The 23,850-nt window shown below is 62.5% G+C and carries 25 protein-coding genes and 1 tRNA gene; 14 read left to right on the forward strand and 12 right to left on the reverse strand.

Annotated elements, in window-relative coordinates; all coding sequences use genetic code 11:
* The first annotated feature begins 129 nt into the window (after positions 1-129).
* Both ACL02S_RS05765 and ACL02S_RS05770 read left to right on the forward strand, forming a co-directional pair.
* Positions 130-3,651, forward strand: a complete 3,522-nt coding sequence (locus ACL02S_RS05765; RefSeq protein ID WP_412801246.1) for a hypothetical protein — start codon at positions 130-132, stop codon at positions 3,649-3,651.
* Entirely contained in the window at positions 3,651-4,211 is a 561-nt protein-coding gene (locus tag ACL02S_RS05770) for a hypothetical protein (protein WP_412801247.1), read from the forward strand. Before ACL02S_RS05765 ends, ACL02S_RS05770 begins: the two co-directional genes overlap by 1 nt.
* 104 nt (positions 4,212-4,315) lie before the next feature.
* Here the strand turns inward: ACL02S_RS05770 and ACL02S_RS05775 are convergent, their stop codons facing one another.
* From ACL02S_RS05775 to ACL02S_RS05805, 7 genes are all read right to left on the reverse strand, one after another.
* Entirely contained in the window at positions 4,316-4,567 is a 252-nt protein-coding gene (locus ACL02S_RS05775) for an integrase core domain-containing protein (protein WP_412801622.1), read from the reverse strand.
* A gap of 73 nt (positions 4,568-4,640) precedes the next feature.
* Positions 4,641-5,102: a group II intron maturase-specific domain-containing protein gene (locus tag ACL02S_RS05780; RefSeq protein WP_412801623.1), complete on the reverse strand. Its 462-nt coding sequence runs from the start codon at positions 5,100-5,102 to the stop codon at positions 4,641-4,643.
* Positions 4,997-6,082, reverse strand: coding sequence for a reverse transcriptase domain-containing protein (locus ACL02S_RS05785; RefSeq protein WP_412801248.1), 1,086 nt, complete (start codon positions 6,080-6,082; stop codon positions 4,997-4,999). Before ACL02S_RS05785 ends, ACL02S_RS05780 begins: the two co-directional genes overlap by 106 nt.
* A 520-nt stretch (positions 6,083-6,602) precedes the next feature.
* Complete coding sequence (locus ACL02S_RS05790; protein WP_412801249.1) at positions 6,603-7,286, reverse strand: DDE-type integrase/transposase/recombinase; 684 nt, start codon at positions 7,284-7,286, stop codon at positions 6,603-6,605.
* A 44-nt stretch (positions 7,287-7,330) separates the two neighbouring features.
* The gene (locus ACL02S_RS05795) at positions 7,331-7,612 is read right to left on the reverse strand and encodes a transposase (RefSeq protein WP_412801250.1); all 282 of its coding nucleotides are present in this window, start codon (positions 7,610-7,612) and stop codon (positions 7,331-7,333) included.
* Positions 7,613-7,697: 85 nt separating this feature from the next.
* Positions 7,698-8,612 (reverse strand): IS3 family transposase, encoded by a 915-nt coding sequence (locus ACL02S_RS05800; protein WP_412801624.1) that lies wholly within the window; start codon positions 8,610-8,612, stop codon positions 7,698-7,700.
* Positions 8,546-8,857 carry a transposase gene (locus ACL02S_RS05805; protein ID WP_412801251.1) on the reverse strand — a complete coding sequence of 104 codons (312 nt, stop codon included), beginning with the start codon at positions 8,855-8,857 and terminating at the stop codon, positions 8,546-8,548. The genes ACL02S_RS05800 and ACL02S_RS05805 overlap by 67 nt, the downstream gene beginning before the upstream one ends.
* Before the next feature lie 42 nt (positions 8,858-8,899).
* On the opposite strand from ACL02S_RS05805, the gene ACL02S_RS05810 reads away from it, so the two are divergent.
* The 6 genes from ACL02S_RS05810 to erm(46) all read left to right on the forward strand — a co-directional run bounded on the left by ACL02S_RS05810 (position 8,900) and on the right by erm(46) (position 14,409).
* The gene (locus ACL02S_RS05810; protein ID WP_412801252.1) at positions 8,900-9,496 is read left to right on the forward strand and encodes a hypothetical protein; all 597 of its coding nucleotides are present in this window, start codon (positions 8,900-8,902) and stop codon (positions 9,494-9,496) included.
* A gap of 2 nt (positions 9,497-9,498) precedes the next feature.
* Positions 9,499-10,071, forward strand: a complete 573-nt coding sequence (locus tag ACL02S_RS05815; protein ID WP_412801253.1) for a hypothetical protein — start codon at positions 9,499-9,501, stop codon at positions 10,069-10,071.
* A gap of 276 nt (positions 10,072-10,347) precedes the next feature.
* Positions 10,348-11,391, forward strand: coding sequence for an ISAs1 family transposase (locus ACL02S_RS05820; RefSeq protein ID WP_412801254.1), 1,044 nt, complete (start codon positions 10,348-10,350; stop codon positions 11,389-11,391).
* A 161-nt stretch (positions 11,392-11,552) separates the two neighbouring features.
* Complete coding sequence (locus ACL02S_RS05825; RefSeq protein ID WP_412801255.1) at positions 11,553-12,530, forward strand: type IV toxin-antitoxin system AbiEi family antitoxin domain-containing protein; 978 nt, start codon at positions 11,553-11,555, stop codon at positions 12,528-12,530.
* Positions 12,530-13,309: a nucleotidyl transferase AbiEii/AbiGii toxin family protein gene (locus tag ACL02S_RS05830; protein ID WP_412801256.1), complete on the forward strand. Its 780-nt coding sequence runs from the start codon at positions 12,530-12,532 to the stop codon at positions 13,307-13,309. The genes ACL02S_RS05825 and ACL02S_RS05830 overlap by 1 nt, the downstream gene beginning before the upstream one ends.
* Before the next feature lie 287 nt (positions 13,310-13,596).
* On the forward strand, positions 13,597-14,409 hold the full coding sequence (gene erm(46) / locus ACL02S_RS05835; protein WP_412801257.1) for a 23S rRNA (adenine(2058)-N(6))-methyltransferase Erm(46): 813 nt from the start codon (positions 13,597-13,599) through the stop codon (positions 14,407-14,409).
* A 128-nt stretch (positions 14,410-14,537) separates the two neighbouring features.
* Here erm(46) and ACL02S_RS05840 read toward each other — a convergent pair whose 3' ends face one another.
* Complete coding sequence (locus tag ACL02S_RS05840) at positions 14,538-16,373, reverse strand: acyl-CoA dehydrogenase (protein ID WP_412801258.1); 1,836 nt, start codon at positions 16,371-16,373, stop codon at positions 14,538-14,540.
* Between the two features lie 277 nt (positions 16,374-16,650).
* Here ACL02S_RS05840 and ACL02S_RS05845 point away from each other — a divergent pair, with 277 nt between their 5' ends.
* The gene (locus tag ACL02S_RS05845; protein ID WP_412801259.1) at positions 16,651-17,250 is read left to right on the forward strand and encodes an alpha/beta hydrolase family protein; all 600 of its coding nucleotides are present in this window, start codon (positions 16,651-16,653) and stop codon (positions 17,248-17,250) included.
* A gap of 33 nt (positions 17,251-17,283) precedes the next feature.
* On the opposite strand, the gene ACL02S_RS05850 is transcribed toward ACL02S_RS05845, so the two are convergent.
* Both ACL02S_RS05850 and ACL02S_RS05855 read right to left on the reverse strand, forming a co-directional pair.
* Entirely contained in the window at positions 17,284-17,958 is a 675-nt protein-coding gene (locus ACL02S_RS05850; RefSeq protein WP_412801260.1) for a class I SAM-dependent methyltransferase, read from the reverse strand.
* A 111-nt stretch (positions 17,959-18,069) separates the two neighbouring features.
* The gene (locus tag ACL02S_RS05855) at positions 18,070-19,176 is read right to left on the reverse strand and encodes a glycoside hydrolase family 183 protein (protein WP_412801261.1); all 1,107 of its coding nucleotides are present in this window, start codon (positions 19,174-19,176) and stop codon (positions 18,070-18,072) included.
* Between the two features lie 533 nt (positions 19,177-19,709).
* On the opposite strand from ACL02S_RS05855, the gene ACL02S_RS05860 reads away from it, so the two are divergent.
* The 4 genes from ACL02S_RS05860 to ACL02S_RS05875 all read left to right on the forward strand — a co-directional run bounded on the left by ACL02S_RS05860 (position 19,710) and on the right by ACL02S_RS05875 (position 21,526).
* Complete coding sequence (locus ACL02S_RS05860; protein ID WP_412801262.1) at positions 19,710-20,474, forward strand: crotonase/enoyl-CoA hydratase family protein; 765 nt, start codon at positions 19,710-19,712, stop codon at positions 20,472-20,474.
* A gap of 95 nt (positions 20,475-20,569) precedes the next feature.
* Positions 20,570-20,794, forward strand: a complete 225-nt coding sequence (locus ACL02S_RS05865; protein ID WP_412801263.1) for a hypothetical protein — start codon at positions 20,570-20,572, stop codon at positions 20,792-20,794.
* Complete coding sequence (locus ACL02S_RS05870) at positions 20,781-21,077, forward strand: hypothetical protein (protein ID WP_412801264.1); 297 nt, start codon at positions 20,781-20,783, stop codon at positions 21,075-21,077. Before ACL02S_RS05865 ends, ACL02S_RS05870 begins: the two co-directional genes overlap by 14 nt.
* A gap of 107 nt (positions 21,078-21,184) precedes the next feature.
* Positions 21,185-21,526 (forward strand): hypothetical protein, encoded by a 342-nt coding sequence (locus ACL02S_RS05875; protein ID WP_412801265.1) that lies wholly within the window; start codon positions 21,185-21,187, stop codon positions 21,524-21,526.
* A gap of 93 nt (positions 21,527-21,619) precedes the next feature.
* On the opposite strand, the gene ACL02S_RS05880 is transcribed toward ACL02S_RS05875, so the two are convergent.
* Positions 21,620-21,922 (reverse strand): DUF1905 domain-containing protein, encoded by a 303-nt coding sequence (locus ACL02S_RS05880; RefSeq protein WP_412801266.1) that lies wholly within the window; start codon positions 21,920-21,922, stop codon positions 21,620-21,622.
* A gap of 412 nt (positions 21,923-22,334) precedes the next feature.
* Here ACL02S_RS05880 and ACL02S_RS05885 point away from each other — a divergent pair, with 412 nt between their 5' ends.
* Positions 22,335-23,354 (forward strand): alpha/beta hydrolase, encoded by a 1,020-nt coding sequence (locus ACL02S_RS05885; protein WP_412801267.1) that lies wholly within the window; start codon positions 22,335-22,337, stop codon positions 23,352-23,354.
* Positions 23,355-23,587: 233 nt separating this feature from the next.
* Here the strand turns inward: ACL02S_RS05885 and ACL02S_RS05890 are convergent.
* Positions 23,588-23,658, reverse strand: a tRNA-Gly gene (locus ACL02S_RS05890).
* Positions 23,659-23,850: the final 192 nt, after the last annotated feature.

Below are 23,850 nucleotides of genomic sequence, written 5' to 3' on the forward strand. Positions count from 1 at the left end.
GTGTTTGTGGCGTGAACTGAAAATTTCGAAATCTCGAGGCGGCCCGGATGTTCCGGGTCGCTTCTGTTTTGCCTGTCTTCCTCCCGGGTGGGGGTGATCGGGTAGCGAGCCTGTGAAGGTGGTGAGGTCATGGCGATCACCGGGTTGTTCGGTCTGTATGCCGTGGAACGCGAGCATGAGCGGTTGCGGCAGTGGGCGGCTCGTCGTAGTGCTCATCTGGATACGTTGACCCCGGCAGGCGCCGACTCGGCCGAGCAGTCCGCCACCGGTGGTGGGAAGGTGCACACCTTCCACGGGATGAATCCTGATTCGGCTGCCCGCATGGTCGAGCGTATCGATGCGCGTCGTGAGTTGGTGGCAGGTGCTCGTGAGGTCGTAACTGTCGCTGATTCCTTCGATTTGGGTGCGTCGGTGCAGTCGCCTGCAGTCGCGGAGTCTGGGGCTGAGGGTGTCACGCCACCGGTAGTGCCTGGGCGGCAACCGTTGCCGATCATGACCCCGCTGGGGTGGCAGTTGCCGAAGATCGCTTCGCCGGGTTTGGGGTTGCAGTTCGTCAACGCTCCGTACCGGTCGCCGAAGGACGACCCGGACGCCCGAACGATGTACTCGGTTTTGCAGGGGCAGGTGGAGTTTTGGGAGAACGAGGCGGAATCCCTATCGCCGGATGACCCGAAGTACGACGCCTACAGGGGTAGTGCGGAACGAGCGGCAGAAACCTTGCGTGACTTCGAGCAGAACTGGGCGGAAGCTCAGCAGGAAAGCGATCAAGGGTCCTCTGCCACCACCCCGGATTCGTCGGGTTCGGTGGGTGCTGGGTCGCAGGCGCCGCAGCACGGTATCCCTGACACGAGTTTGCTGGATATGCCGGACACTACCGGTCATGCCCCGGGGGATGTCTGGGAGGGGCCCATGCTCGATGGGCGACCGGTTACGTACAGCATCCCGGAAGGCAATGGCACCAATACTGTCGATCTGGAGATCCTCAATCCTAACGGCACGGTCGATCGGTGGCGGATTGTCCGTAACGAGCGTGGTGGGGTAAAACACTGGCACGACGACGCCAATGGGCACTCCTCCTACGCCAGCAAAGACACCGCGGAAGACGACTGGTATTTCCAGAGTTTCGCCCCGGGGACCTCGACCTCCGGTGCGCCCAGTCACGAGTTCACCGCTGATGCCGAGCTCAAAAACATTTATACGCCGTCCTACGACGCCGACGGAAACTTCATCGGGCTCGATATCGGTGTCCTCAACGACGAAGGCCTCTACGACAACCAGCACGTCGACCAGTACAACAACACGACCTTTACCGACACGGTCCGCGATCCCGGTGGCGGCTACGGCAGCGTGCTGACGGGGCAGGTCGACAACACCGGGCACGGCTGGAAACTCGATAAAAACGACCAACTATGGGATGTGCTTCCCGACGAAAACGGGAAAAGCATGTACCGGCGCTATGACCCGGAAACCAAGGAATACAGCTTCATCTACAACCACGGCCCCAATCTGCGGGTAGAAACCCACAATTCCTCCGGGCGGGTGGTGAACTCCAAAACCTTCGGCCCGGATGGGAAACTGCTGTCCACCCTGCAGCGGGTCGGTGGGCTGTTCATCGAGGGAAAACTCGGAGAAGACGGCGAGTTCGTCTACGACTTCATCAACGAGAAAGACGGTCGTTCCACCAGTAGAGGGACACTCGAATACCTGCCAGGCGGCGGCATGCTGCTGCACTACGACAACGGTAAGACTGTCGAAGTAGACGCCGACGGCAACCCGGTCGATACCCGGAACCTACTGGAAAAAGCTATAGACCTCGACTCATCTATACGCGGTGGGATAAGAGATGCCGCAGTCGAATCCGCGATAGGACTCGGAGTATTTACCGGTCTCCTTAGGGGATTCCCGAACTTGCCGACACAAGAAGAGGCTGCCGATGAAATGAGGCAGGGCATCAACACAGCTGCGCATCTGAGTGTTGAAGCTGCCAAGGAAAATGCTATAACGTACGTTTCGTACCAGCAGGGGAAGATGCATATCGGTGAAGCTATCGGCGAGTATTGGAATAACAGCGACGAGGCCCTGAATGAGTATTCCAAACTCTTATTCGGCACCGACTGGAACAATTTCTCGAGCGATCCCGGTGGCACCTTGGGTCGGTTCGGATTCGGCCTCGCTACCTTCATCGCACCGGGTCCCAAAGGTTTGGGTGCTGCCGGGGCCGGTGCGAAAGGCGCTGCCGGGGCAGGCCGAACCGGCCGGGTCGCCGCCGAATCCAGCGGTGCCAGTAGCCGCGCGACCGCGGAAGCGATCCGAAACGCTGCCACAACACCCGATGCCCCGTCAGCCGTGCCTTTCCCCTCCCCCCGCGAAGCAGCCATCGGCACCGATATCAAACAAGGTATCAGCCAACCGAATTCGACCCTGCAACCGAATACGACGAAGGGAAACCCGAGCCATCCACCAGCGGAAACGAGGATTGCCGATCATTCAATACCCGATAAGCCCTCATCAGGATTATCATCAACCGTTCGCGCGGCCGTAGAAGCCGAGATCACATGGTGGAAAGAAATACCGGGCAGGATGTTCGAGGGCATTAAAAGGGAAGTATCCGCAGCCCTAGATAATTTCCTGCCGAACAAACTAGCTGCAGACGGCGTATCAAACGCAACCGCCCGCCTCGGCATGACGTACCCCTCTCGCGGTTCAATCGGCGTCTTCAAAGCCTCTATCGAACTCGGGGAGCCTCCGATCAGAGGTTTCGGTCCATACGACTTTCCGGATGGGCTGAGCTTCACAGGAGAACACCCCATATCCCCGGTCAAAAATAGTGACGCGAGGGCAACGCACCGACCGGACGAATCTCCAGAATTCCCATCGCTCGACGATCGAAAGCATGGATGGGTCACGCAAGCCGATGAGCAACTGAAACAAGTTGGGATCAACCCTGCCGATATATATGGTGACCTGCCTGCGAATCATCCAGGAAGGGCCCGAATGAGTAGCGTTCTCGCAACGACAAGTTTCGCTAAAGATGCCCACGGCATGTTGGAAAAAGCGGCCCAGTTTGCGGCGGAGAAAAGTACGCCGGGGAATCCTTGGAAATTTGCGAATGCATACGAGTACGCCCATGCTAAGTTCGGACAGTTCAGATCATTATTGGATTACTCACCAAAGAGGGCGACGGAATCCAATAATGCATACGCCGCCAGGATGTTCGATCTTGAGTATGTCAGGGCGGCATTGGCCGAAGATCTGAAGATCGTCGAGTCCAGTGGTGGAAATGCTCAGAGGATCGATCCCACACTGCGAGGAGATCAACTCGATGCTGCTGTGCGAGAGGTCGATAATCTGGGTTTCGACGATCCTGTAGGTGCCGCATATCATGCTATCAAGCATCGAAAGGAGATACCCAAGAGCGAGCTTGCGGACAAAGGTATGATTGTGGGCTATCTGGATAGCGCGGCAGAGACCGTGCGCACCGGCACCATCCCCTTCCCCCATGAGTTGGAAGCGGCCACTGGCGCAATCAAGATCCTCTTCCATCGAACTGTCGGATCAGAAGGAGCGATCTTGGAAGCGATTGTCAAAGTAGAGCGTGATGGTACAGTGCGCATTGCAAGCTATGGTCATCGAAAGGTGGGCAAAAAATAGTGTACGATGGACTAAAAATATTGTACGATGGATTTGATTCCACGCAAAAGAGTATGGAATCAGTAATAGATGGATTTTCTGTATCTCGCGAACTTGAGCAATTGAAGTCCGAGGATAATATTCTGCGAATAGTATCCTTCGAAAGGGCAATGTATTCCCTGGTTGGAGTCCAGATAGGGCTTAGTGAAGGGAGCGCCCCTTCGGCTTCGGATCTGGAAAATTTTCGTGTTCGAGTAGTCTCGCTCATAGCCGGAAGTAGTCATACATTTTTCAACTACCTGTGTGACGTGTTCGATTATGTTTTCGCCGCCTGGGAGGATGGTTGGGAAAAACCCTGTTACTGTAGATCCGCTATCCAGCTACTGATCGATGACTATCCTGGCGCGGCGAAATTGGTTCACGAAGATGACGAAATTCGGGGAATGCTGGAAGAGGTCGATGATGCACTTCGCGAACGTGGAGTGGAGGAAGATCCGCTACAGGAGGAAGACATTCCTGCTAGTCTGCCTGATAGTCATTGGTGGTGGCGCCTACCTGCCGGTGGCGCGGTCGTCGAGTAAATGGAGAGGTCAGGGTTGAGGCGTTCTCGTTTGATCCTGGCCGACTGAGCAGTCCCCGATAACGAGTCCACCCGGGACCAGAGCCAGGTGATGTCGTTCCGTGTTCAGTTGGTTCCGCCCGCTACCGGGTGGTGGGTGTGGGCGCAGTCGGCTGCGTACTCCGTCGGTGTCCGGTAGCCCAGCGCGGAATGCCGGTGCTGGGCATTGTGGTCGTGCTTGAAGTCACCGATCACCACCCGGGCCTCGAGCAGGCTGGTCCAGTGGTTGCGGTTCAAGCACTCGGTCCGCAGCCGCCGGTTGAATGATTCGATGTAGGGTCGGCCACGGGCGCGGTGCTGAAACCGGTTGGTTTCCAGTCCGGTTCCCGTGACCGCCCTCCGAACCCGGCGTGCCCATTCCTGAGCACCGGGCTCTCCCCGAGTCGGCGGGTTATGCTGCGGTTTCGTTGTTCCATGGGGTCGGGATGCGGGTGCCGCGGTAGCGGTATCGGCTGACCTTCGCCGTGTCCGCGTAGAACAGTGTCACGTCGCCGTCGGTAGGCTTCCAGTCCGGGAAGTACTGTCGTCGCAGTTTCCGGACCGGGGTCTTCGGGTGGCGTTTCACCGTCCAGTTGAACACTCGCCGCCAGGTGTAGGCGGCGAGGTAGGCGAACGTGGTCTTGGATGCCGCGTGCCGGAAATACGTGCACCAGCCCCGGATCATGGGATTGAGAGTCCGCAGCAGGTTCGCCAGATTCCTGGCGCTGTTTCTGCGGGTGGTTTCGCGGACCTTCCCGACGATCGAGGTCAGTGCCTTCTTCGACGGATAGGTGTATACGAACCGTTTGTTCGGGTTTCCCTTCTTGCGGGACCGCTGGATGCGGAACCCGAGAAAGTCGAACCCGTCATCGATGTGCGCAACCCGGGTCTTGGTCTGCGACAGGCGCAGCCCGAGGGGGTGAGCACTCCCGCCACTTCGTTCCGCAGCGCCTCGGTCTGCCCATCGGTGCCGCGCACGAGGACGACGAAGTCGTCGGCGTAGCGGACCAACCGGCAGATCGGGACACCCTTGCGGGCGGCGGTGTGACGCTGCTTGCGGCTCAGCACATTCCAGCGGCGCTCGAAATGCTCGTCGAGCACGCTGAGTGCGATATTGGCCAGCAGCGGGGAGATGATGCCGCCTTGCGGGGTGCCGGTGTCGTTGGCTTCCAGCTGTCCCAACTCGGTCATGACACCCGATTTGAGGAAAGCCTTCACCAGCGCAAGGACTTTCTTGTCTCCGATCCGCCGCCGCACCCGCCCCATGAGGGCGGTGTGGTCGATGGCATCGAAACACGCCTCGATATCGGCCTCCAGCACCTGCTCGTAGCCTCGCGAGGTGAACTGGTGGATCTCGGCGATCGCGTCCCATGCCCGTCTGCGCGGCCGGAACCCGTAGGAACACGGGCGGAAATCGACCTCGAAGATCGGCTCGAGCACCAGTTTGAGCGCGGCTTGCGCTACGCGGTCCCGAACGGTCGGGATGCCCAGCCGACGCAGCTTGCCGCTGGCTTTCGGGATCATCCTCTCCCGCACGGGAAGAGGTGCAAATACTCCGGACAGCAGGTCCCGGCGAAGTCCGTCCAGAAACTCCGGAACTCCGACAGTCTGCTCGATGTAGAAGACCGTGCGGCCATCCACTCCAGCGGTTTTCGCACCACGATTGCCCCGCACCCGTGTCCACGCCGCAGCGAGGAACGCAGGGTCGGCGACCAAGTTGAACAAATCGCAGAAACGGCGGTCCGGGTCCTGGCCCGCCCACCTGTGCAGTTTCGTCTGGATCTCCCGTACCCGTCCAACCAGCCGGGGCTGCTCGACCGGAGCGACGGTATTCACCACCGCGTCTTCAGGCATTCCAGTCCTCTCCTGTATGACTCGCTGCCGCCCTTCCCCCTGTGCCGAGCTTTCCCCGGCTCCGAGTACTACGGCGGCTCCACCCCCGCCCGTTCCCGTCAGTGGTCCGATGCACCTGACCGGCGGCCGCTCTGGCTCGGCGGCCGTGGTCGGGAACGGGAAGGTTCCCGTGTTCACTGATGATCGGTCGGCAGGGTCGGTGCCCGACTGTGCCCCTGCGGCCATCCACAAGTACGCCGCAGACCTTCCTCGTGGCCTTCCGAACCTGCAGCCACACCACATTCGAAAGTTGCCCGTCACACGGATTCAACGACGGACACTCAGCCGCTTCCCGGCCCATATCCGCCAGGTTGGAGCCGGTTGAACACTGAAGGGGCTTTCTCGCCGGTTCCTGCACGTACACCTTTCTGCCTTGCTCGCCGGACCCGCACCGTCTGGCAGTGCCGACGCGCCCCGGCTTTGTCGGGGCTGCTCCCGCCCTCCTCGGCATCGACCCGGATCAGGCTGCCCCCAGCTTCATTCAGGTTGCTGCGACAACCCGAAGGTGCAGGTCTCTCACCTCCACTCGATCAATCAGCGCCTCACGGCGCACGAACCCATTGTTCCATGGCGTACCAGGCGGTATGTAGGACATACCGACCTTGTCGGCGCAGAACTGTCGCAGCGCGACGGAAATGAACTCCGGCCCGTTGTCCATTCGCAACACCCGTGGCGGGCCACCTGCCGTGGTGAACACCTTCTCCAACTCGGTGACGAGCCGCTCGGCGGTGATCGAGCGCTCCACGATGTTCAGCAGCGACTGCCTGGTGTGTTCGTCGATCATCGACGCGATCTTCACCGCCCGACCATCGACAGTCGAGTCGAACTGGAAGTCCAACGCCCACACCACCTTCGGCGCGTCGGCCTCGACCGGCGGCACCGACGGCACCCCGGCGCGCTTGCGCGGGTGATGCGCGCGGATCTGTAGCCCTTCCTCTCGCCACAACCGGTGGACCTTCTTGATGTTCACACCGCTGCCCTCGTCGAACCGCAGCGCGGCCCAGGCGCGACGGAACCCGTGGCCCTGGTGTTTCACCGCGTAGGACCGCAGCCAGGCCCGCAACGCGGCGTCCGGGTCGGCCGGGGTCGCCGCGGAGGGCAGCCGGCGGCAGGTGGATCGGTTCAGCCCGACGACCTTGCACGCGAACCGTTGCGACGTGCCCATGACCGTCATGAGCATGTCCACGGCTCGGCGCTTGGTGGCCGGGTCTAAAATTTTCCCTTGGCGATCTCCCGCAACGCGTCTTTCTTCAGCTCGGCGTCGGCGAGGAGCCTTTTCAGCCTTGCGTTCTGCTCGCGGAGCTCTTTGAGCTGCTTCGCGGCGTCGGTGTCGACGCCGCCGTACTGGCGTCGCCAGTTGTAGAGGGTGGCCGCGGAGATCCCGAGGTCGGCGGCGATCTCCTCTCCGGTCTTCCCGGCGGCGGTGAGTTCGTCGGCACGGCGCAGTTTCCGCACGATGTCCTCGGCGGAGTGCCGTTTGCGTCCTGCCATGTGGATCAGTGTCCTCTCCTGGCCTCAACAGGACTCTAATTCCAGCTTGATCCGGCCCCCGGAGAGGGAGCCAGGGTTACGAGAGTTAAGACTCGGGCTGGATGGTGTGCCATAGTGTTTCATACTCGTCAGGGCTCAGGTGGCCGAGGTAGCTGTGGCGGCGTTCAGTGTTGTAGAAATTGTCGATCCAGTCGGCCATCGCAGCTGTGAGTTCGAGGCTGGTGGCCCATTTCCTGGTGTCCAGTAGTTCTGTTTGCATCCGTCCCCAGAATGCCTCGATAGCGGCGTTGTCGAAGCAATCGCCGACGGTGCCGAGCGAGGGAATCAGGTCGTGTTGACGCAGGTTCTCGCCGAACGACCAGGATGTGAATTGCACGCCGTGGTCGGCGTGCAGGATCGCCCCGTGGAACTTCGCGCGTTCCCGCACAGCCATGTTCACCGCGTTGTTGACCAACGCGGTATCCGGGATCGTAGAAAACGATCGGCCGACGATCCGCTTGCTGAAGCAGTCGAGAATCGCGCAGCAGTAGACCTTTCCGTCACGCGCGGGGTGTTCGGTGATGTCCGAACACCACAGCCGGTTCGGCCGATCGGCCGTGAACACGCGGTTCACCAGGTCCGATGACGTTTGGACACCGAGAAGGTTGGGTTTTCGTCCCTTCTGCCGCGGAAGACCGGAAAGCTGCAGTTCACTCATGATCGAATGGATCAGTTTGTGGTTGACCACCATGTCGCACTCACTGAGCAACGCCGCCTGGATTCGCCGACGCCCATAGGTGCCGCGGGAACGGAGATGGATCTTGCCGATCTCGTCGGCCACGACCGTCCGGCGTAATATCCGGGTTGACAGTGAGGGTTTGCGCCGTCGGTAAAAAGTGGCGCGGTGCAGGCCGGCGACCCGGCAGGCCGCACGACCCGAATGACCGCGTGCGATCAGCCTTTCGACGATCGCGTATTTCCTTTTGGGGAAGTCACCACCTGCTCGTCGAACAATTCGCAGGCATCCCTGGTGAGTTTCAGTTCGGCCTCGAGCTGAGCGATCCGGCGATGCGCTGACGCCAGCTCGTCGGCCTCGACGCTCGGCACTCCTTCACGCACTCCGGCATCGACCAGGGTCTGTGCCTTCCACTTGAACAGTGTGGCCTCGGAGATACCGGTCTCGGCTGCGATCTCGGCGACACATTCCCCGGAACGCAAGCGAACACACACCTGCCGACGCAACACGGGCGGATACGATTTCGGCATCAAGACCTCCTGGTGGTCAAGTCTGCCTCAACTCTCGCAACGGTGGTCACGTATCCGGGGGCCGGATCAGATGGACTCATCTACTGGGGGCGGCTCACATTTGCTAATGCGTACGAATACATCAAGATCAACTGGGATGAATTCCATAAGGCTTTTGATTTTACAGCCAAAAAGACAAAAGAAAGCGATGCGGAATTTGCTGCACGAAATTTCGACATAGAGAGTGTGAAACTGAATATTGTCGATGACGTGAAGGAGTTTCATTCACTGGGGGAAGGAAGTCGGCGCATATCTCCTAATCTGCAGGGAGATGCTCTGGAGGCTGCCATACGGAGTCTCGACGGCCTGGGTTTCGGCGACGGCGTCGCTGCTGCGTATCATGCACGTGAGCATATCAAGGAGTTGCCTGGCAGTGAGAGGGTCGGAAGATCAGCGATTGAAGCTTATCAGAGAAGTGCAGCACAGACGGTGCGGACTGGAGTTGCGAAAGGACCATTTCCGGAACCTGATGGTGTCGTAAAGATATTCTACTATAGATCTGTCGGGAACGAGGGTGTGACTTTGAGGGCTATCGTCAAAGTCACGCGTGACGGCACCGTTCGTATCGCAACCTACGGTAAGCCGCATAAGGGAGAATAGTTATGGACATTGTATTCAATACCTTGAAGTGCTGTATGGAAACTATCATAAAGAATCTTAATCTTACGCTTGAGTTGGATAGGTCCGCTTCATCGGACCATGATCTCCGCATCCAATATTTTACGGATGCAATGCATGGGCTCATCAGAGTGCACGTCGGATTGAGTTCGTGTGGTTCGGTCCAGTCGACAGATAGTCAATTGAAAGAGTTCCGTAGTCGCGTAGTCGAGCTGATTTCACTGAACAGTCGAACGCTTCACCAATACATCTATATATCCTGGAATCTTACTAATCAGTCGCTCTTCGAGGGTTGGTGGGAGTCTTGCATCCGTCGTTCCGAAATTGCGCTGTTGCTCGATGAATACCCGGGTGCCGCCGATGTTCTTGGTCAAGAAAATATGGAGATGGTGGAGGAAATGGACGAGGTGCTCCGTGACAACGGGCCCGACGTGCCACCTCTACGGCATCAGGATATACCTTCGGGTCTGCCGGACACTCACTGGTGGTGGCGGTTGCCATCCGGGGATCCAGAAGAACATAGGAAATTTTTATCGAACTTCGACGAGTATTACTGAGCTTGAATTCGTGGTGTCAGACCCAGGGCTGAGGCGTTCTTGTTTGACCCTGGCTGACCTGGGCTGACGAGACCAGGCATCGCCGTGCGTATCGCCCGCAAGGGTATCGAATCCAGCCAGAAACTCGGTAAACACCCAGGGCTGCGGCGTTCTCGGTTGCCTCCCGCTGACCAGCGCTGATACCACCAGGCGACACGCTGATCGAGATACTGGCGGGCACAGGCACTTCCAGGTACCGATGAAGGTTCTCTACGCCATCCCGGAACTGGAGTGCCTGTGCCCGCGGCAATACTATCGCCCGACTCGATCCCCGACACCCTCGAACACCACGACCACCTCACCTCGACCGATCCGTCATCCCCACCCGAACCGGGTTTGCTGAGAGTTCTCGCGACTGTCCCAGATCCCCGCGATCCCCGCGGGCTGCGTTACCCGATGGTCATGCTGCTGGCGATGGCGATCCTGGCCACCGCCGCCGGTATGCGCGGGTACACCGGCTACGCCACCTGGGCACGCACAGCCTCGGCCGACCTGCTCGCCGAACTCGGGCTGAGCAAGAAATACCGGCCCAGCGACAAGACATTCCGCCGCGTGTTCGCCCTCATCGACCCCACCGACCTCGACCACCGTCTCGGCGCCTACTTCACCGCACTCGCCCTCACCGGCGACGACTCGCCGCTCGTGGCGGTCGCGATCGACGGCAAGACCCTGCGGCTGGCCCGCCGCATGGGCGCGACCGCGGCCCACCTGGTAGCCGCGTTCACTCACCGCACCCGCCTCGTGATCGGCCAACTCGCCATCGACGACAAAACCAACGAGATCCCGACCGTCAGAACACTTCTCGAGTCGATGCGGTCAGCGGTCAAAGCGACCGGATCGAAAGTGAGACTGATCATCTCGATCGACGCGATGCACACCCAGACCGCGACCGCGCGGTTGATCCGCCGCTACCTCGGCTGGCACTACCTGCTCGTGTGCAAGGACAACCAACCGAGCCTGCTCACCCGCCTGACCGGGATGCCCTGGACGCACGCCCCGGTCGTGGCCACCGACTCGATCGACAAGCCCGCCCACGGCCGGATCGAGACCAGAACCTTCCAGATACTGACCGCGCCAACGGAAATCGGGTTCCCCTACGCCCGGCAAGCGATCCGGGTGGTCCGGGAACGACACACCGTGAAGACCGGGCTCCGCACCACCGAGATCATCTACGCGATCTGCTCGGCACCGTTCGAACTCGCCAAACCCCAACAGATAGCTGAATGGTTGCCTGGCCGCCCACCCGGAGAAATCGTGACCACTCGATCAGAGCTCTACTGACTGCCGACGGGGGATTCAGATGGTCGTTGCTGGTGCGGGCAGTCCAGACGTTGGTGCGAACGTCGCGGGTTGCCGATTTGGCTGGCCTCGAGCACGGTTTGGTTGGCAGAAAAATAACATTGAATGGCGAACATCTACAGTAATTTAGCTATTATTGTGCCATGGCTAAGGATGGTCATGCCGCACAGTTGGTGGGTTTGGCGAGCGAGCAGTGGGGCCTGGTGACGAGTCGCCAGGCCGGTGCCCGTGTGGGCGTGAGCCCACAGCAGCTCAAGCAGATGGCCGATGCGGGGATGCTGGAGCGGGTTCGTCACGGTATGTATCGGGTAGCGCGGTTCCCCTATGACGAGCGCCAGGCCGTGCGCGTCGCGTGGATGGCCCTCGATCCTGAGCGTGTGGTCTGGGAGCGTCTGGACGATCCGGTACCCACCGGGGTGGTGTCGCATCGGTCTGCCGCGGTGATCCACGGACTCGGTGACGTGGATGCCGATGTAGTGGAGCTGACTGCGCTGCGCCGAGTACGGCTGTCGATGCCAGAGGTCGAGATCCATCGCGCTCACCTCGACCGTGATGACTGGCAGGTGGTGGACGGGCTGGCGGTGACCACTCCGTTGCGCACGATCGCTGATCTAGCGACCTCGGGACTCGACGCCGGACATCTGGCGGGTGTTGTTCGTGACGGGCTGGCGCGGAGCCTGGTCACCCCGGACCAGGTCATCGCCGTCCTGTCTGAGCACGCCCACAGCTACGGCTATGTGCCGTTCGATGGGCGGGGTTTCCTCGATGCGCTCATCGAGATGGCCGGGGTTCCATCCTCGGCGGTGTCACTGGCCCAGATCGCGGGCCAGCACGCCGTTGCCGACGCCGCCGACACCCGTTCGCTCGTCGCCGCGCTCGAAGCACTGCTGCCGCCGGGCCAGCTGGCTGCGGCGTTCAACAGGATTCGCAACGAGATCGCCCACGGCGGCTCGGGTGCTGTGCTGCTCGCGATGATCGCCTCGGATCCTGCGCTGCTCGCGATGATCGACACCACGCAGCCGATACCCAATGCTGGGGGGCGGGCTCAGGCGGCGCTGGATCCCGACACGGTGCGGGCCCGCCTCGCGCGAGAGCGCACCGATGGGCAGGTGGGGCGGTGATGCGCTCTCCGGACGCAGTGCGTCGCAGTATCACCGATCACCTCAGATCGCACGCGAAGGCGACCGAGCAGGACTTCAACACCGTCGCCCGCAAGTTCGTGATGTCGCGCTTCCTGGCACGAGTGTTCGCTGTCGACCCGGACCGATGGATCCTCAAAGGCGGTGTCGGGATGATGGTTCGACTGCCGGAGTCCCGGTACAGCCGTGATATCGACCTGCTGGTAGTTCCCCAAGGTCAGGACTTCGATCCAATCACCCAGTTGCGCAATGCTGTTCGCGATAACCACCTCGATCACTTCCGCTTCGAGGTCGCCGCGCCTGCACCGCTGGCCAACGGCAAGGGCTCGACGGTGACGGTGCAGGCTCTGCTGGGTGGCCGGGTGTTCGATGCGTTCTCCATCGACGTCGTCGATGCCCGGCGCGAACTCATCGGCCCGATCGAGTACCAGCCGGTACCGCGGCTGATCGACAACGATGATTTCCCCGGCCACGCCAGGATCGCGCTGTATCCGTTGGCCGACCAGATCGCCGACAAGATCTGCGCCCTCTTCGAGCGTCATGGCACGGCCGGGGCTTCATCGGGGCGATACCGCGATCTGGCCGATCTGCTGCTGGTCAGCATGTACCTGCCGATCGACCTGGAATCGACAGTCTCCGCAGTGGAGGCCGAGCGTGCCCTGCGCGGAATTCCCGAGCTGCCCCGCACTATGCAGGCTCCCGGTCCGGACTGGGCTGTGCAGTGGTCGAAAATGGCGAAGAGAGTGACCGGTCCCCGATGAGGCGACCACCTGATCTGGTCGCTTCATCGGGGACCAGCCACCTGCGTCAGATCGTCCGAAAGCAGTTGCTGTGCCCGCTGCCCCGATGACGAGTCTTACGGGGTTGCCGCATGGTTGGTGTTGTAGGCTATTGCCGTGGGTAATACGAGTATCGCCGTGACCAGGATCCGCCGCTTCTAGCGGCGGCCAGCGGACCTTCCGATACGCTCCGCCGCTTTCAGCACGTCAGTTGCTGGGCGGCTCTTTGCGCTGCCCGGGCCATTCCATCCTTGCCCGGAGTCTATTCCATGCCTACCTACCGTGCCGGTCGCCACGAGCTCGGCCAGAACTTCCTCACCGACCGCAAAACGGTCGACACGATCGTCGATCTCGTATCCCGGACGGACGGTCCGATCGTCGAAATCGGCCCCGGCGGTGGGGCATTGACCCTGCCGCTGCAGGCCTTGTGCCGACCGATTACCGCGATCGAGATCGATTCCCGATATGTGCAGACGCTTCGTCGCCGCGTCGACCCGAGTACGACGATCGTGCACGGCGACTTCTTGCGCTATCGGCTTCCACGAACACCGCATGTCATCGTGGGGAACCTGCCGTTCCATCAGACCACAGCGATACTGCGGCGGCTACTGCATACCGATCACTGGACGAGGGCGGTCTTGCTCGTGCAGTGGGAGGTCGCGCGACGCCGCGCGGCTGTCGGTGGAGCGACGATGATGACCGCTCAGTGGTGGCCGTGGTACGACTTCACTTTGACCGGTAGGGTGCCTGCTTCGGCATTCGCTCCTCGGCCTGGTGTCGATGCCGGGCTGATGACAATCACCCGGCGGGCTGTTCCGCTCGTCGATCCTGCGCGGCGCGGCCGGTACAACTCCTTTGTGCACGCCGTTTTCACCGGTAAAGGCCATGGGCTGCATCAGATCGTGCCAAGGATGGCTGCTGTATCGGAGAAGGCTGTGGTCAAGAAATGGCTTGCTGCCCAGCACTTTCGAGGAATACCGCTGCCGCGGGATCTCTCCGCCGAACAGTGGTCGGAACTCTTCGCGATCGTCGACCGGTACTCCTCGGCTGCTGATCGGATGCGGGCCGTGGACCGGCGATGACATACCCCCGTCCGGGCTTTTCTGTGCTCCCTTCCTGACTGTTCCGGACGACAAAGGCCCTGCCTCGCACGGTAAGTGCGAGGCAGGGCCTTATGGTCGTTGGACGCCTGGGGCGTCAGACGTCAGGATCAGAACGCGGCTTCGTCCAGTTCCATGATGTCGTTGTCGAGGTTGGACAGCACGCCGCGGGTGGCGGTCAGCTCGGGCAGGACGTTGCGGGCGAAGAACTGCGCGACCCCGACCTTGCCCTGGTAGAACGCCTCGTCGGCGCCGGTGGCGCCGTTGTCCAGTGCCGCGATGGCGATCTCGGCGTGGCGCAGCAGTTGCCAGCCGATGAGCAGGTCGCCGACTGCGAGCAGGAAGCGTACCGAGCCGAGGCCGACCTTGTAGAGCTCTTTGGCGTCCTGCTGGGCGCCCATCAGGTGCCCGGTCAGGGTGGCGGCCATGGCCTGCACGTCTTCCAGTGCGGTGGCCAGCAGCTTGCGCTCGCCCTTCAGCCTGCCGTTGCCCGCTTCGGAGTCGATGAACTTCTGCACCTGGCCCGCTACGTGGCCGAGGGCGACGCCGCGGTCGCGGGCGATCTTGCGGAAGAAGAAGTCCTGCGCCTGGATGGCGGTGGTGCCTTCGTAGAGCGAGTCGATCTTCGCGTCGCGGATGTACTGCTCGATCGGGTAGTCCTGCAGGAAGCCGGAGCCACCGAGGGTCTGCAGCGATTCGGTCAGGTACTGGTAGGCGCGCTCGGAGCCGACACCCTTGACGATCGGCAGCAGCAGGTCGTTGACCCGTGCGGCCATATCGGCATCGGCGCCGGAGACCTGCTGGGCTACATCGGCGTTCTGGTGGGCGGCGGTGTAGAGGTAGATCGCGCGCAGGCCTTCGGCATAGGCCTTCTGCATGGCCAGCGCGCGGCGGACGTCGGGGTGGTGGGTGATGGTGACCCGGGGGGCGGCCTTATCGGTCATCTGGGTCAGGTCGGCGCCCTGGACGCGCTCCTTGGCGTAGTCGCGTGCGTGCAGGTAGCCGGTGGACAGGGTGGCGATGGCCTTGGTGCCAACCATCATGCGGGCGTGCTCGATGACCTCGAACATCTGCGCGATGCCGTTGTGTACCTCGCCGACCAGCCAGCCCTTGGCGGGAACACCGTGGCCGCCGAAGGTGACCTCACAGGTGGTCGAGACCTTCAGGCCCATCTTGTGCTCGACGTTGGTCACGAAGACGCCGTTGCGCTCGCCGAGCTCACCGGTCTCGTGGTCGAAGTGGAACTTGGGCACGAAGAACAGCGAGAGGCCCTTGGTGCCGGGGCCCGCACCCTCGGGGCGAGCCAGCACCAGGTGCATGATGTTCGGGAACAGGTCGTCGGAGTCGGCGGAGGTGATGAATCGCTTCACGCCCTCGATGTGCCAGGTGCCGTCTTCCTGCTTGATCGCCTTGGTGCGGCCCGCGCCCACATCCGAACCGGCATCGGGCTCGGTGAGCACCATGGTGGCGCCCCAGTTCTGGTCGGCGGCGATCTTCGCCCAGCCCTTTTGCTCTTCGGTGGCGTTGTTGTAGAAGATGTTCGCGAATCCGGGGCCGGCGGCGTACATGAAGGCGGCGGGATTCGCGCCGAGCATCAGTTCGGCGAGGGCCCAGTAGGCCGCGCGGGGCATCGGCATACCGCCGAGCTCCTCGTTGACGCTCAGCCGGTCCCAGCCACCGTCCTGCAGGGTGCGGTAGCTCTTCTTGAACGATTCCGGCAGCTTGACCGAGTGGGTTTCGGGATCGAAGACCGGCGGGTTGCGGTCCGCGTCGGCGAACGACTCACCGAGCGGGCCCTCGGCCAGGCGACGCACCTCGTTGAGCATCTCCTTGACAGTGTCGATGTCGAGATCGCCGTAGGCGCCGCTGTCCAGAATGGAACCGAGGCCGAGGACCTCGAAGAGGTTGAACTCCAGGTCGCGGACGTTGCTCTTGTAGTGACCCATTGTCTGTACTCACTCTCCGTTGAGTTGGTGCGGTCGGTTGGTTGCCGTTCCCGCCCGTTGGTCGCTCTACCGGGTAGTCTTGCCGGTTTTCCGCATACTACTCGCGGGTAACTTTATGCCATATTACCGACCAGTAACGGCGCTACAAAGAGCTGAGTAGGCAATGTGACATTTTTTACACCGTTTGAACGGGTGGCGCCGAGGCGCTGTGATGTCGCTGTGCCCCGAGTGCCACGGCATGGTCACAGACAGTGTGGTCACGGGCCTACGGTGAGGTGTGCTCATCGAGACCGGTGCGGGACCGGCCGAGGTCGAACTCGACCAGCCGCGTAAGCCCGCCTTCCTGTTGCTGCTCACGCACGGTTCCGGCGGTGGCGTGGATGCGAAAGATATTCTTGCGGTAAGGGATTCGGCGCTGCGGCTGGGTGGCGCCGTCGCGCGGGTTGTGCAACCCTATCGAGTTGCGGGGCGGCGGGCGCCCGGTGCGGCGGGGAAACAGGATCAGGCCTGGCTGGAGGTGGTCGCCCAGCTGCGTGGGCGCAAGCGGATCCCCGTGATCCAGGGCGGGCGCAGTAACGGGGCGCGGGTGGCCTGCCGTACGGCTGCCGAGGCCAGGGTTCGTGGGGTGCTCGCGCTGTCCTTTCCGCTGCACCCGCCGGGTAAGCCGGAGAAAACCCGCAGGGAGGAGTTGCTCGCCCCTGGGCCTATCGAGGTGGTTGTGGTCAACGGAGCCAATGATCCGTTCGGCATCCCGGATCCCGCCGACGCGGCCGAAGTCAGGGTCATCCCAGGTCAGCCGCATTCTTTCCGCGCGGGTTTCGACCTCATCGCCGAGACCGTTACCCCGTGGCTGGCCCGGTGGGCGGGAATCGGATGATGCTCGAGCGCCACCTGGGGGCGTCCGAGGCGGTTATTCGGCCGGTCGGGTGGCGATGACCAGGGCGTCGATGGCGTCGCGGGCTTCGGTCGGACGGTAGACGCGGTCGGCGATACGTACCCGGACCTGGTTGGCGCCGATCGCGGGGCCGAGATCGGCGACGATATCGTCGGGAGTGAAGAGGATGGCCGGGTCCTGTGGTCCGCCGAAGCCATCGGTGAGGTTGGTGGTGTCGTGGCCGAGGATCAAGAGGGTGCCTTCCGGTGCCAGCAGTTCGGCTGCCGCGCGGACCACCGTACGGCGTTGTTCGGCGGGTAGGTGCAGGAAGACCAGCAGGATCAGTTCGAACGGCCCGGTGATCCCCGCCTCGTCCAGGTGGGTGACATCGGCGCATTGCCAGGTGATGCGGCCGCGCACCGAGCGGGATAGCTGGGAGGCCACGGTGCGGCCTTTATCGATGCCCATCTGGGAGTAGTCGACGGCGTGTACCTGCCAACCGTGTGTGGCCAGCCAGAGGGTATTGCGGCCTTCGCCGCAGGCCAGGTCGAGTGCGCGGGGGAACTCGGGTGGCTCGCCGTCCGGGGTGGCGGCCCGCAGTGGGGTGTGGCGTTCCAATCCGTAGACGTGCTCCACCACGGTGTTGTTCGGTGGCGCCCCCCAGACCAATTCTGTTTGCGCGTAGCGCTCATCCCAATCGGTCGCATCCATGGTCGTGAGTCTATCGATCGGTGTCACGGCCGGATGGTCGCGCGGGCCCGGTCCGATACCAGCGGCGGCCGGCGCGGTGACGGGTGCACCGCGCCGGCTCGACCGGCCGTACTACAACGTGGTGCGCATCAGTACCACGTTGTACTGGCTGTGCACTGTGGTGAGGAAGTACAGATCGCGCCCGGTCTGATAAGGGAAGATCGATGGCGCGTAGGCGGTCGGTAGTTCCCGCGTGTCGATCAGCACCTCGGGTGCGCTCCACGGGCCTTCCGGGGAGGGTGCGCGGCGCATCACCACGGAATTGAACGGATCGGTGGTGAGCGAGATGAACTGCCCGAGGTACTCGTTGTACATCACCGACAGTTCCCCGACACCCCACATGATGGGCGCGGCGGCGTTCACATCGTTCTTACGCCAGCCGTGCCCGTCCCAGTATTCGTACTCGCCGAGATTCGCGATGTCCTGCGCGCGGACGCGAGCGATATGCGCGGCGCGATTGCGTCCGGGCCTGGTGCCGTATTCGTAGATGTATCCGCCGTCCGATAGGAAGGCGTTCATCTGGAATTCGGCGTGCCCGCCTTCGTTCGGTCGCCGGGTTGCGGGCAGCTCGGCCCAGGTCTCGCCGTTGTCGCCGGAGGCGGCCAACCCGGAGTAGTTGGTACTCCACTTACCGACGTCGTCCCAGCTGCGTACCGACATCAGGCTCATGTACTGCACACCGTCGACCGCGATACCTGCCGTCGGGATCCGGCTGATCTCGAGGAAGGGAATCTTCGGGCTGGGAATCAGATCGCGGGCCTGGCCGAGCATATCGGTGACCACGCTGTTGAAGTAGATGCCTTCGGCCGGATTCTTGGTGTGGCTGCGCACGAGGATATTGCTGCGCCAGGACCACATACTGCCTGCGAGCAGATTCGGGAAGCCGATGCCCGCGGTATCACCGAACGCGGTGAGCATTTCGCCGCGTCCGTTGTCCCACATGATGCCCAGGTCGGTGCCGAGGATGTTGTAGTTCTGCGTGTTGTTCGGGCTCGCCATACCTGTCACCTGGAAGACCGCTCTTGTGCGGCCGACCAGGTTCGGTAATCCGGTCGAGCCGTTGAGTACCGGGATCGGGTTGATGGCGTTCGGATTCGCTATGGCTTGCGTAGGTGTGGTGCAGAGCAAGGCCGAGATGCCCGCCAGCACCGACATCAGCAAAGATGCGGTTTTGATCAATGTCTGTGAGCCCTCCGGTTCTTGCCGAGAAACGGTGCGGAGTGACAGAGGTCCCGCGACACCGGCCCTTCGTAGCGTGTCGCGCACCGCTGATCGACTGGCTGGCAAAATCTCAGCAAATGATAACAACGCGACTGGAGGGCGTAAGGCTTTTGTTTTAAAATGGCAAATCTCCAGCTATATCTAATCTAATGGCGAAAGCGTGCAGGCAGGGGACTTCAGCAGACGGGTTTGCTGGATGGCTGCGAGCGAATGGAGCAGACTGCTCGTGCGTATGAGATCTACCGGCCCGTGCACCTCCTCGGTGGCGTCACAGCCAACCGGACCGATGCCATGGTTGCTACCCGATCGAGATGATGCGCGCCGGACAAGGGCGCACCCGGCCGGGCGGTGGAAGCTATGGCAAAGAGGTACATCGGTAATCAGGTGAGCAGCATACTGGTTCGGGTGCCGGATATCGATGCCGATGCGGCACACTGCGGAGTCGAGCTCGCAGCGGACATGCTCACCTTGTTCACCGAGAGGAACGCCGGATGGCCGACCTGGTACTTGTCGAACGGCACGATGCGATCACCGTGCTGACGATCAACCGCCCCGAAGCGCGCAATGCCATCGACCTTGCCACTGCGCACGCCATCGAAGCCGCTGTCGACGAGTTCGAAGACGACGCTGCCGCGCGCGTGCTCGTGCTCACCGGAGCAGGCGGAACATTCAGCGCCGGAATGGATCTCGTCGCCGCGTCGAAAGGGGAGATGCCGATGACGCAGCGGCGCGGTCCGCTCGGTATCACGGCGAAGCCGCCGGCGAAACCGATGATCTCGGCAGTCGAGGGTTTCGCATTGGCCGGTGGTTTCGAACTGGCGCTGGCAGGCGACCTCATCGTCGCCGCGCGTGATGCGCAGTTCGGCATCCCCGAAGTCACTCGCGGCCTGGTCGCCGCTGGCGGTGGTGTGCTGCGGCTGACACAGCGTCTGCCGCGCAGTACGGCTGCCGAACTCGCGCTCACCGGTGGCCGGATCGGTGCCGAGCGGCTTCACCAGCTCGGTATGGTCAACCGGATAGCCGAGCCGGGTGCGGTGCTGCCGGTCGCGCTGGAACTCGCGGCCGAGATCGCCGCGGCCGCGCCGCTGGCCGTGGCGGCGAGCAAGCGGATCATCGACGAGTCGCCGGATTGGCCGATCGCGGAGGCATTCGCGAAGCAGGGCGAGATCGCCTTGCCGGCACTGCTGTCCAAGGACGCCGCCGAGGGGGCGCTCGCATTCGCGCAGAAACGTACGCCGCAGTGGCAGGGGCGTTGAGAGCGGCGCCGGAGCGTATCCGGTGGTCGCGAGCGCGGCGCGCTACCAGCGGGCGCGCGGCCGCCGGGTACGGAATTATCGGTACGGTAAATGGTATGGCAACACGTAAGGTCACACTGTCGCTGGACGAAGCCGCGTGGTCCTACGCCGAGCAGGCGGCAGCCCGCGCGGGTATATCGCCCTCGGCATGGATATCGCGGGCCGTGCGCCGGGAGGCGGTACGTATGGGTGTCGGCCCGATGCCGGAGGTGACCACCGAGGCCGCGGCAGACGCCGCCGAGCTCGCGGCTGGCGAGGAGGCGATGCGTGCGTCGGGGTGAACTGTGGACCTACACCCCGCATGGTTCGCTGCGTCGCCGGACCGTGGTGCTGATCAGCAGTGACGGCATCAACGATTCGTCGCGGCCGTGGCTGATCGGCGCCGAGGTGGTCGAGGACGACCCGCACGACATCCTCGCGGTTCCGGTGCGGGAGCACGGTTGGGCGCATGCCGGGAACATCGGTCGTGTCTTTCGTGGCTGGCTGGCCGAGCGGGTCGATGTGGTGGACACCGGCACCCTCGACCGGCTCGATACCGCGCTGCGGGCGGCGATGGACCTGTGACTCCTGCTGGTGGTGCTCGCTGCGGGGCCGCAAGCGAGTGCCACCGGACGGTGTACGGCATTATGGTGGCCACGCGGGGGTGGTGACAAGGAGGAGAGGGAAATCAGGTGCGGATCTGCATGATCGCCGCGGCGTTTCTCGTGCTGCCGGTGCTCGCGGCATGCGGTAGCGACAGCGATACGGCGCCAACGGTGACGCAGGCCGATATCGCCAAATCTTTACAAGACAAAGGTCTGGACAATGCGGAGTTGGCGAATTGCGCTGCGCGAATATTCGTCGACCAGGGGATTTCGCAGGCCGGGCTCCGAGCTTTGATCAGCGATGAGTACGACACGAAGGCCCCCGATCCGGAGACGCTGGGGATGAGTGCGGAGGATGCGGACAAGGCCCGCGCCGCCAGCAGCCGGATCGCCGGCGAGTGCATAACGGGTGCGGTGGGGTCACGCTAGCGAGCCTTCGCTGGATGGCGGTACCGCTTCCTGACACGGCCTTCGTGGCGGACATCGCACCGAGCTACCTCTGTCGCACCGCGCACCCGGTTCTCATAGCGCGATGGTGAGTTCGATCGATGCGGTCGACCCCGCTACCAGGTCTTCTGCCGTGCGCACGGCTTTCTTCAGCGGAAGCAGGTAGGTCGCCCGCGAGGTATCCGGGAACAGCGAGGTGGACCACCGGCTGTCGCCGACGACCACATGCACCCGGACCGAACCGAAGCCGCCAGAACGGTGCCCGTACCGTTCCTCGATCTCGTCGGCTATGTCTTCGGGGAGCGACACGAAATGCCATGCGGCATTGCCCTGGTGCTCCCATACCCGCGCTGTGAACTCATACCGCGCTCCAGTCACGCCAGTGACTGTACGACAGGAGTACGACATTCCCAGCCGGTCACATATCCGGTGCGGTAGGCAGGTTCCGCTGTGATCGGTTCTACTCCAGCGGGATATCGCCCACAGCCGAAGTCCTGGTCAGGAAGGTGAGCCGCGGCAGCCACTTCCGTTCGCCCCTGGTAACGAGTAACAGTCTTGCCGAACAGGAAGACATAGCGAGTCGAAGGCCGGGCAGCATCCGGCCGGACGAATCGCAGCAAACAACGGAGTGATCGATGAACTGTCGAATATCCAGACAACCTCCTCAACGGCGCATTGGCGTGACGGCGCGACCGCGCGCTGGCTATGATCAGCCCGTTCGTCAGGCTGCTGGGGAAACCACTTCGACGATGTGGCCGACAGCGCCCTATGGATTGGAATCGACTGCTCGATGAAACTCTCTGCCCTACGCGGTATCGCCGCTCTGCGAACCACCGCTGTCGCGCTCACCGGCGCTCTATGCGTAACGATGCTCGGCGGCACCGCCTCGGCGGCGCCACAGCAATCCTCCGCCGTCACCTCTGTCACCAAGGAGGGGCGTGCGTGGCGGCTGCAGGTGTACTCGGCGGCAATGGACACCGAGATCAGAGTCGATGTGCAACGTCCGGCCGATGAGTCGACCCCGGCGCCGAACCTGTACATGCTCAACGGTCTGGACGGCGGTGAGGGAACCGCGAGCTGGAACGCCCAGACGGATGCCCTGGAATGGCTGTCCGACAAGCATGTCAATGTCATCCAGCCGATCGGTGGCCGTGGTAGTTACTACACGGACTGGCAGGCAGAAGACCCGGTTCTCGGCCTGAACAAGTGGACGACTTTCTTCACCGAGGAACTGCCTCCACTGCTGGACAAGACGCTGGACTCCACGGGGCTCAACGCACTGGCGGGCCTGTCGACATCGGGCACATCGGTGCTGCAGCTGGCCGAGGCCAAGCCAGGGCTGTGGAAGTCTGTCGCCGCCTATAGCGGATGCGCGCAGATCGCCGACCCGGTGGGACAGCGGTTCGTCAAGCTCTCCACCGAGACCTGGGCCGGTGGCGACACCATGAACATGTACGGTCCCCCGGACAGCCCGCTGTGGGCCGAGAACGACCCGGTCATCAATGCCGAGAAGCTGCGCGGCACCCTGCTCTACATCTCCACCGGAAGCGGTATCCCGATGATCGAGGATGTCGAGTACTACCTGAACAGCGCGCCCGGCCCCGTCGGCGCACTCAACCTCGGTCTCGGGGTGGTGATCGAGGCGGCCGTCAACGGCTGCACGATCAACTTGAAGAACCGGCTCGATTCGCTCGGAATCCCGGCGACCTACCAGTTCAATCCGGTCGGTACGCACTACTGGCCTTACTGGGAAGAGGCGCTGCACAATTCCTGGCCGCTGCTCGCCCAGGGCATGGGGCTGGAGGGCTGACAGCCCCCGGACCATATCGACGAAACGCTCGGCCGGGGTTTCCGGCCGAGCGTTTCGCGTAGGTGGGAACTGGGTTCGCCGACGACGTTTCACTCTCCTCGTGCACACTCGGCGGCGGTGACGAATCGCTTCATCCTGAAGTCGGTGCGGGAGAGCGCCGACTCATCGGCCACAGGCATGATTCGAGAAAGGCCCTTGATCCGCGTTTACGCGGATCAAGGGCCTTTCTGCGGAGCCGATGACGGGAATCGAACCCGCGCCGTCTGCTTGGGAAGCAGAAGTTCTACCATTGAACTACATCGGCAGCAGTACCTGGGTACATCGGAGACTGTAGCAGAACCCGTGCTCAGGTGGGAAAAATCCGGATGGATCGTCCTGACCCGTACCGATGTCTTCCCACGTGGTAGACGGGAAGCGCCGCTCAGGCAGCGGTCGACGCGAGTGTCGCGGCCGACCGGTGTTTCGGCGAGGTGCAGCCGCTCTAGCGCTGGGGCCG

The sequence above is a fragment of the Nocardia spongicola genome (assembly GCF_047200775.1).
In the GTDB taxonomy this organism is placed as follows: domain Bacteria; phylum Actinomycetota; class Actinomycetes; order Mycobacteriales; family Mycobacteriaceae; genus Nocardia.

Excerpts from the sequence above, each read along its gene's own strand:
- ACL02S_RS05765 (WP_412801246.1), top strand. The coding sequence starts at position 130 with ATGGCGATCACCGGGTTGTTCGGTCTGTATGCCGTGGAACGCGAGCAT.
- ACL02S_RS05785 (WP_412801248.1), bottom strand. The coding sequence starts at position 6,082 with ATGCCTGAAGACGCGGTGGTGAATACCGTCGCTCCGGTCGAGCAGCCC.
- ACL02S_RS05790 (WP_412801249.1), bottom strand. The coding sequence starts at position 7,286 with ATGGGCACGTCGCAACGGTTCGCGTGCAAGGTCGTCGGGCTGAACCGA.
- ACL02S_RS05795 (WP_412801250.1), bottom strand. The coding sequence starts at position 7,612 with ATGGCAGGACGCAAACGGCACTCCGCCGAGGACATCGTGCGGAAACTG.
- ACL02S_RS05805 (WP_412801251.1), bottom strand. The coding sequence starts at position 8,857 with ATGCCGAAATCGTATCCGCCCGTGTTGCGTCGGCAGGTGTGTGTTCGC.
- ACL02S_RS05815 (WP_412801253.1), top strand. The coding sequence starts at position 9,499 with ATGGACATTGTATTCAATACCTTGAAGTGCTGTATGGAAACTATCATA.
- ACL02S_RS05825 (WP_412801255.1), top strand. The coding sequence starts at position 11,553 with ATGGCTAAGGATGGTCATGCCGCACAGTTGGTGGGTTTGGCGAGCGAG.
- ACL02S_RS05830 (WP_412801256.1), top strand. The coding sequence starts at position 12,530 with ATGCGCTCTCCGGACGCAGTGCGTCGCAGTATCACCGATCACCTCAGA.
- ACL02S_RS05840 (WP_412801258.1), bottom strand. The coding sequence starts at position 16,373 with ATGGGTCACTACAAGAGCAACGTCCGCGACCTGGAGTTCAACCTCTTC.
- ACL02S_RS05850 (WP_412801260.1), bottom strand. The coding sequence starts at position 17,958 with ATGGATGCGACCGATTGGGATGAGCGCTACGCGCAAACAGAATTGGTC.
- ACL02S_RS05860 (WP_412801262.1), top strand. The coding sequence starts at position 19,710 with ATGGCCGACCTGGTACTTGTCGAACGGCACGATGCGATCACCGTGCTG.
- ACL02S_RS05865 (WP_412801263.1), top strand. The coding sequence starts at position 20,570 with ATGGCAACACGTAAGGTCACACTGTCGCTGGACGAAGCCGCGTGGTCC.
- ACL02S_RS05885 (WP_412801267.1), top strand. The coding sequence starts at position 22,335 with ATGAAACTCTCTGCCCTACGCGGTATCGCCGCTCTGCGAACCACCGCT.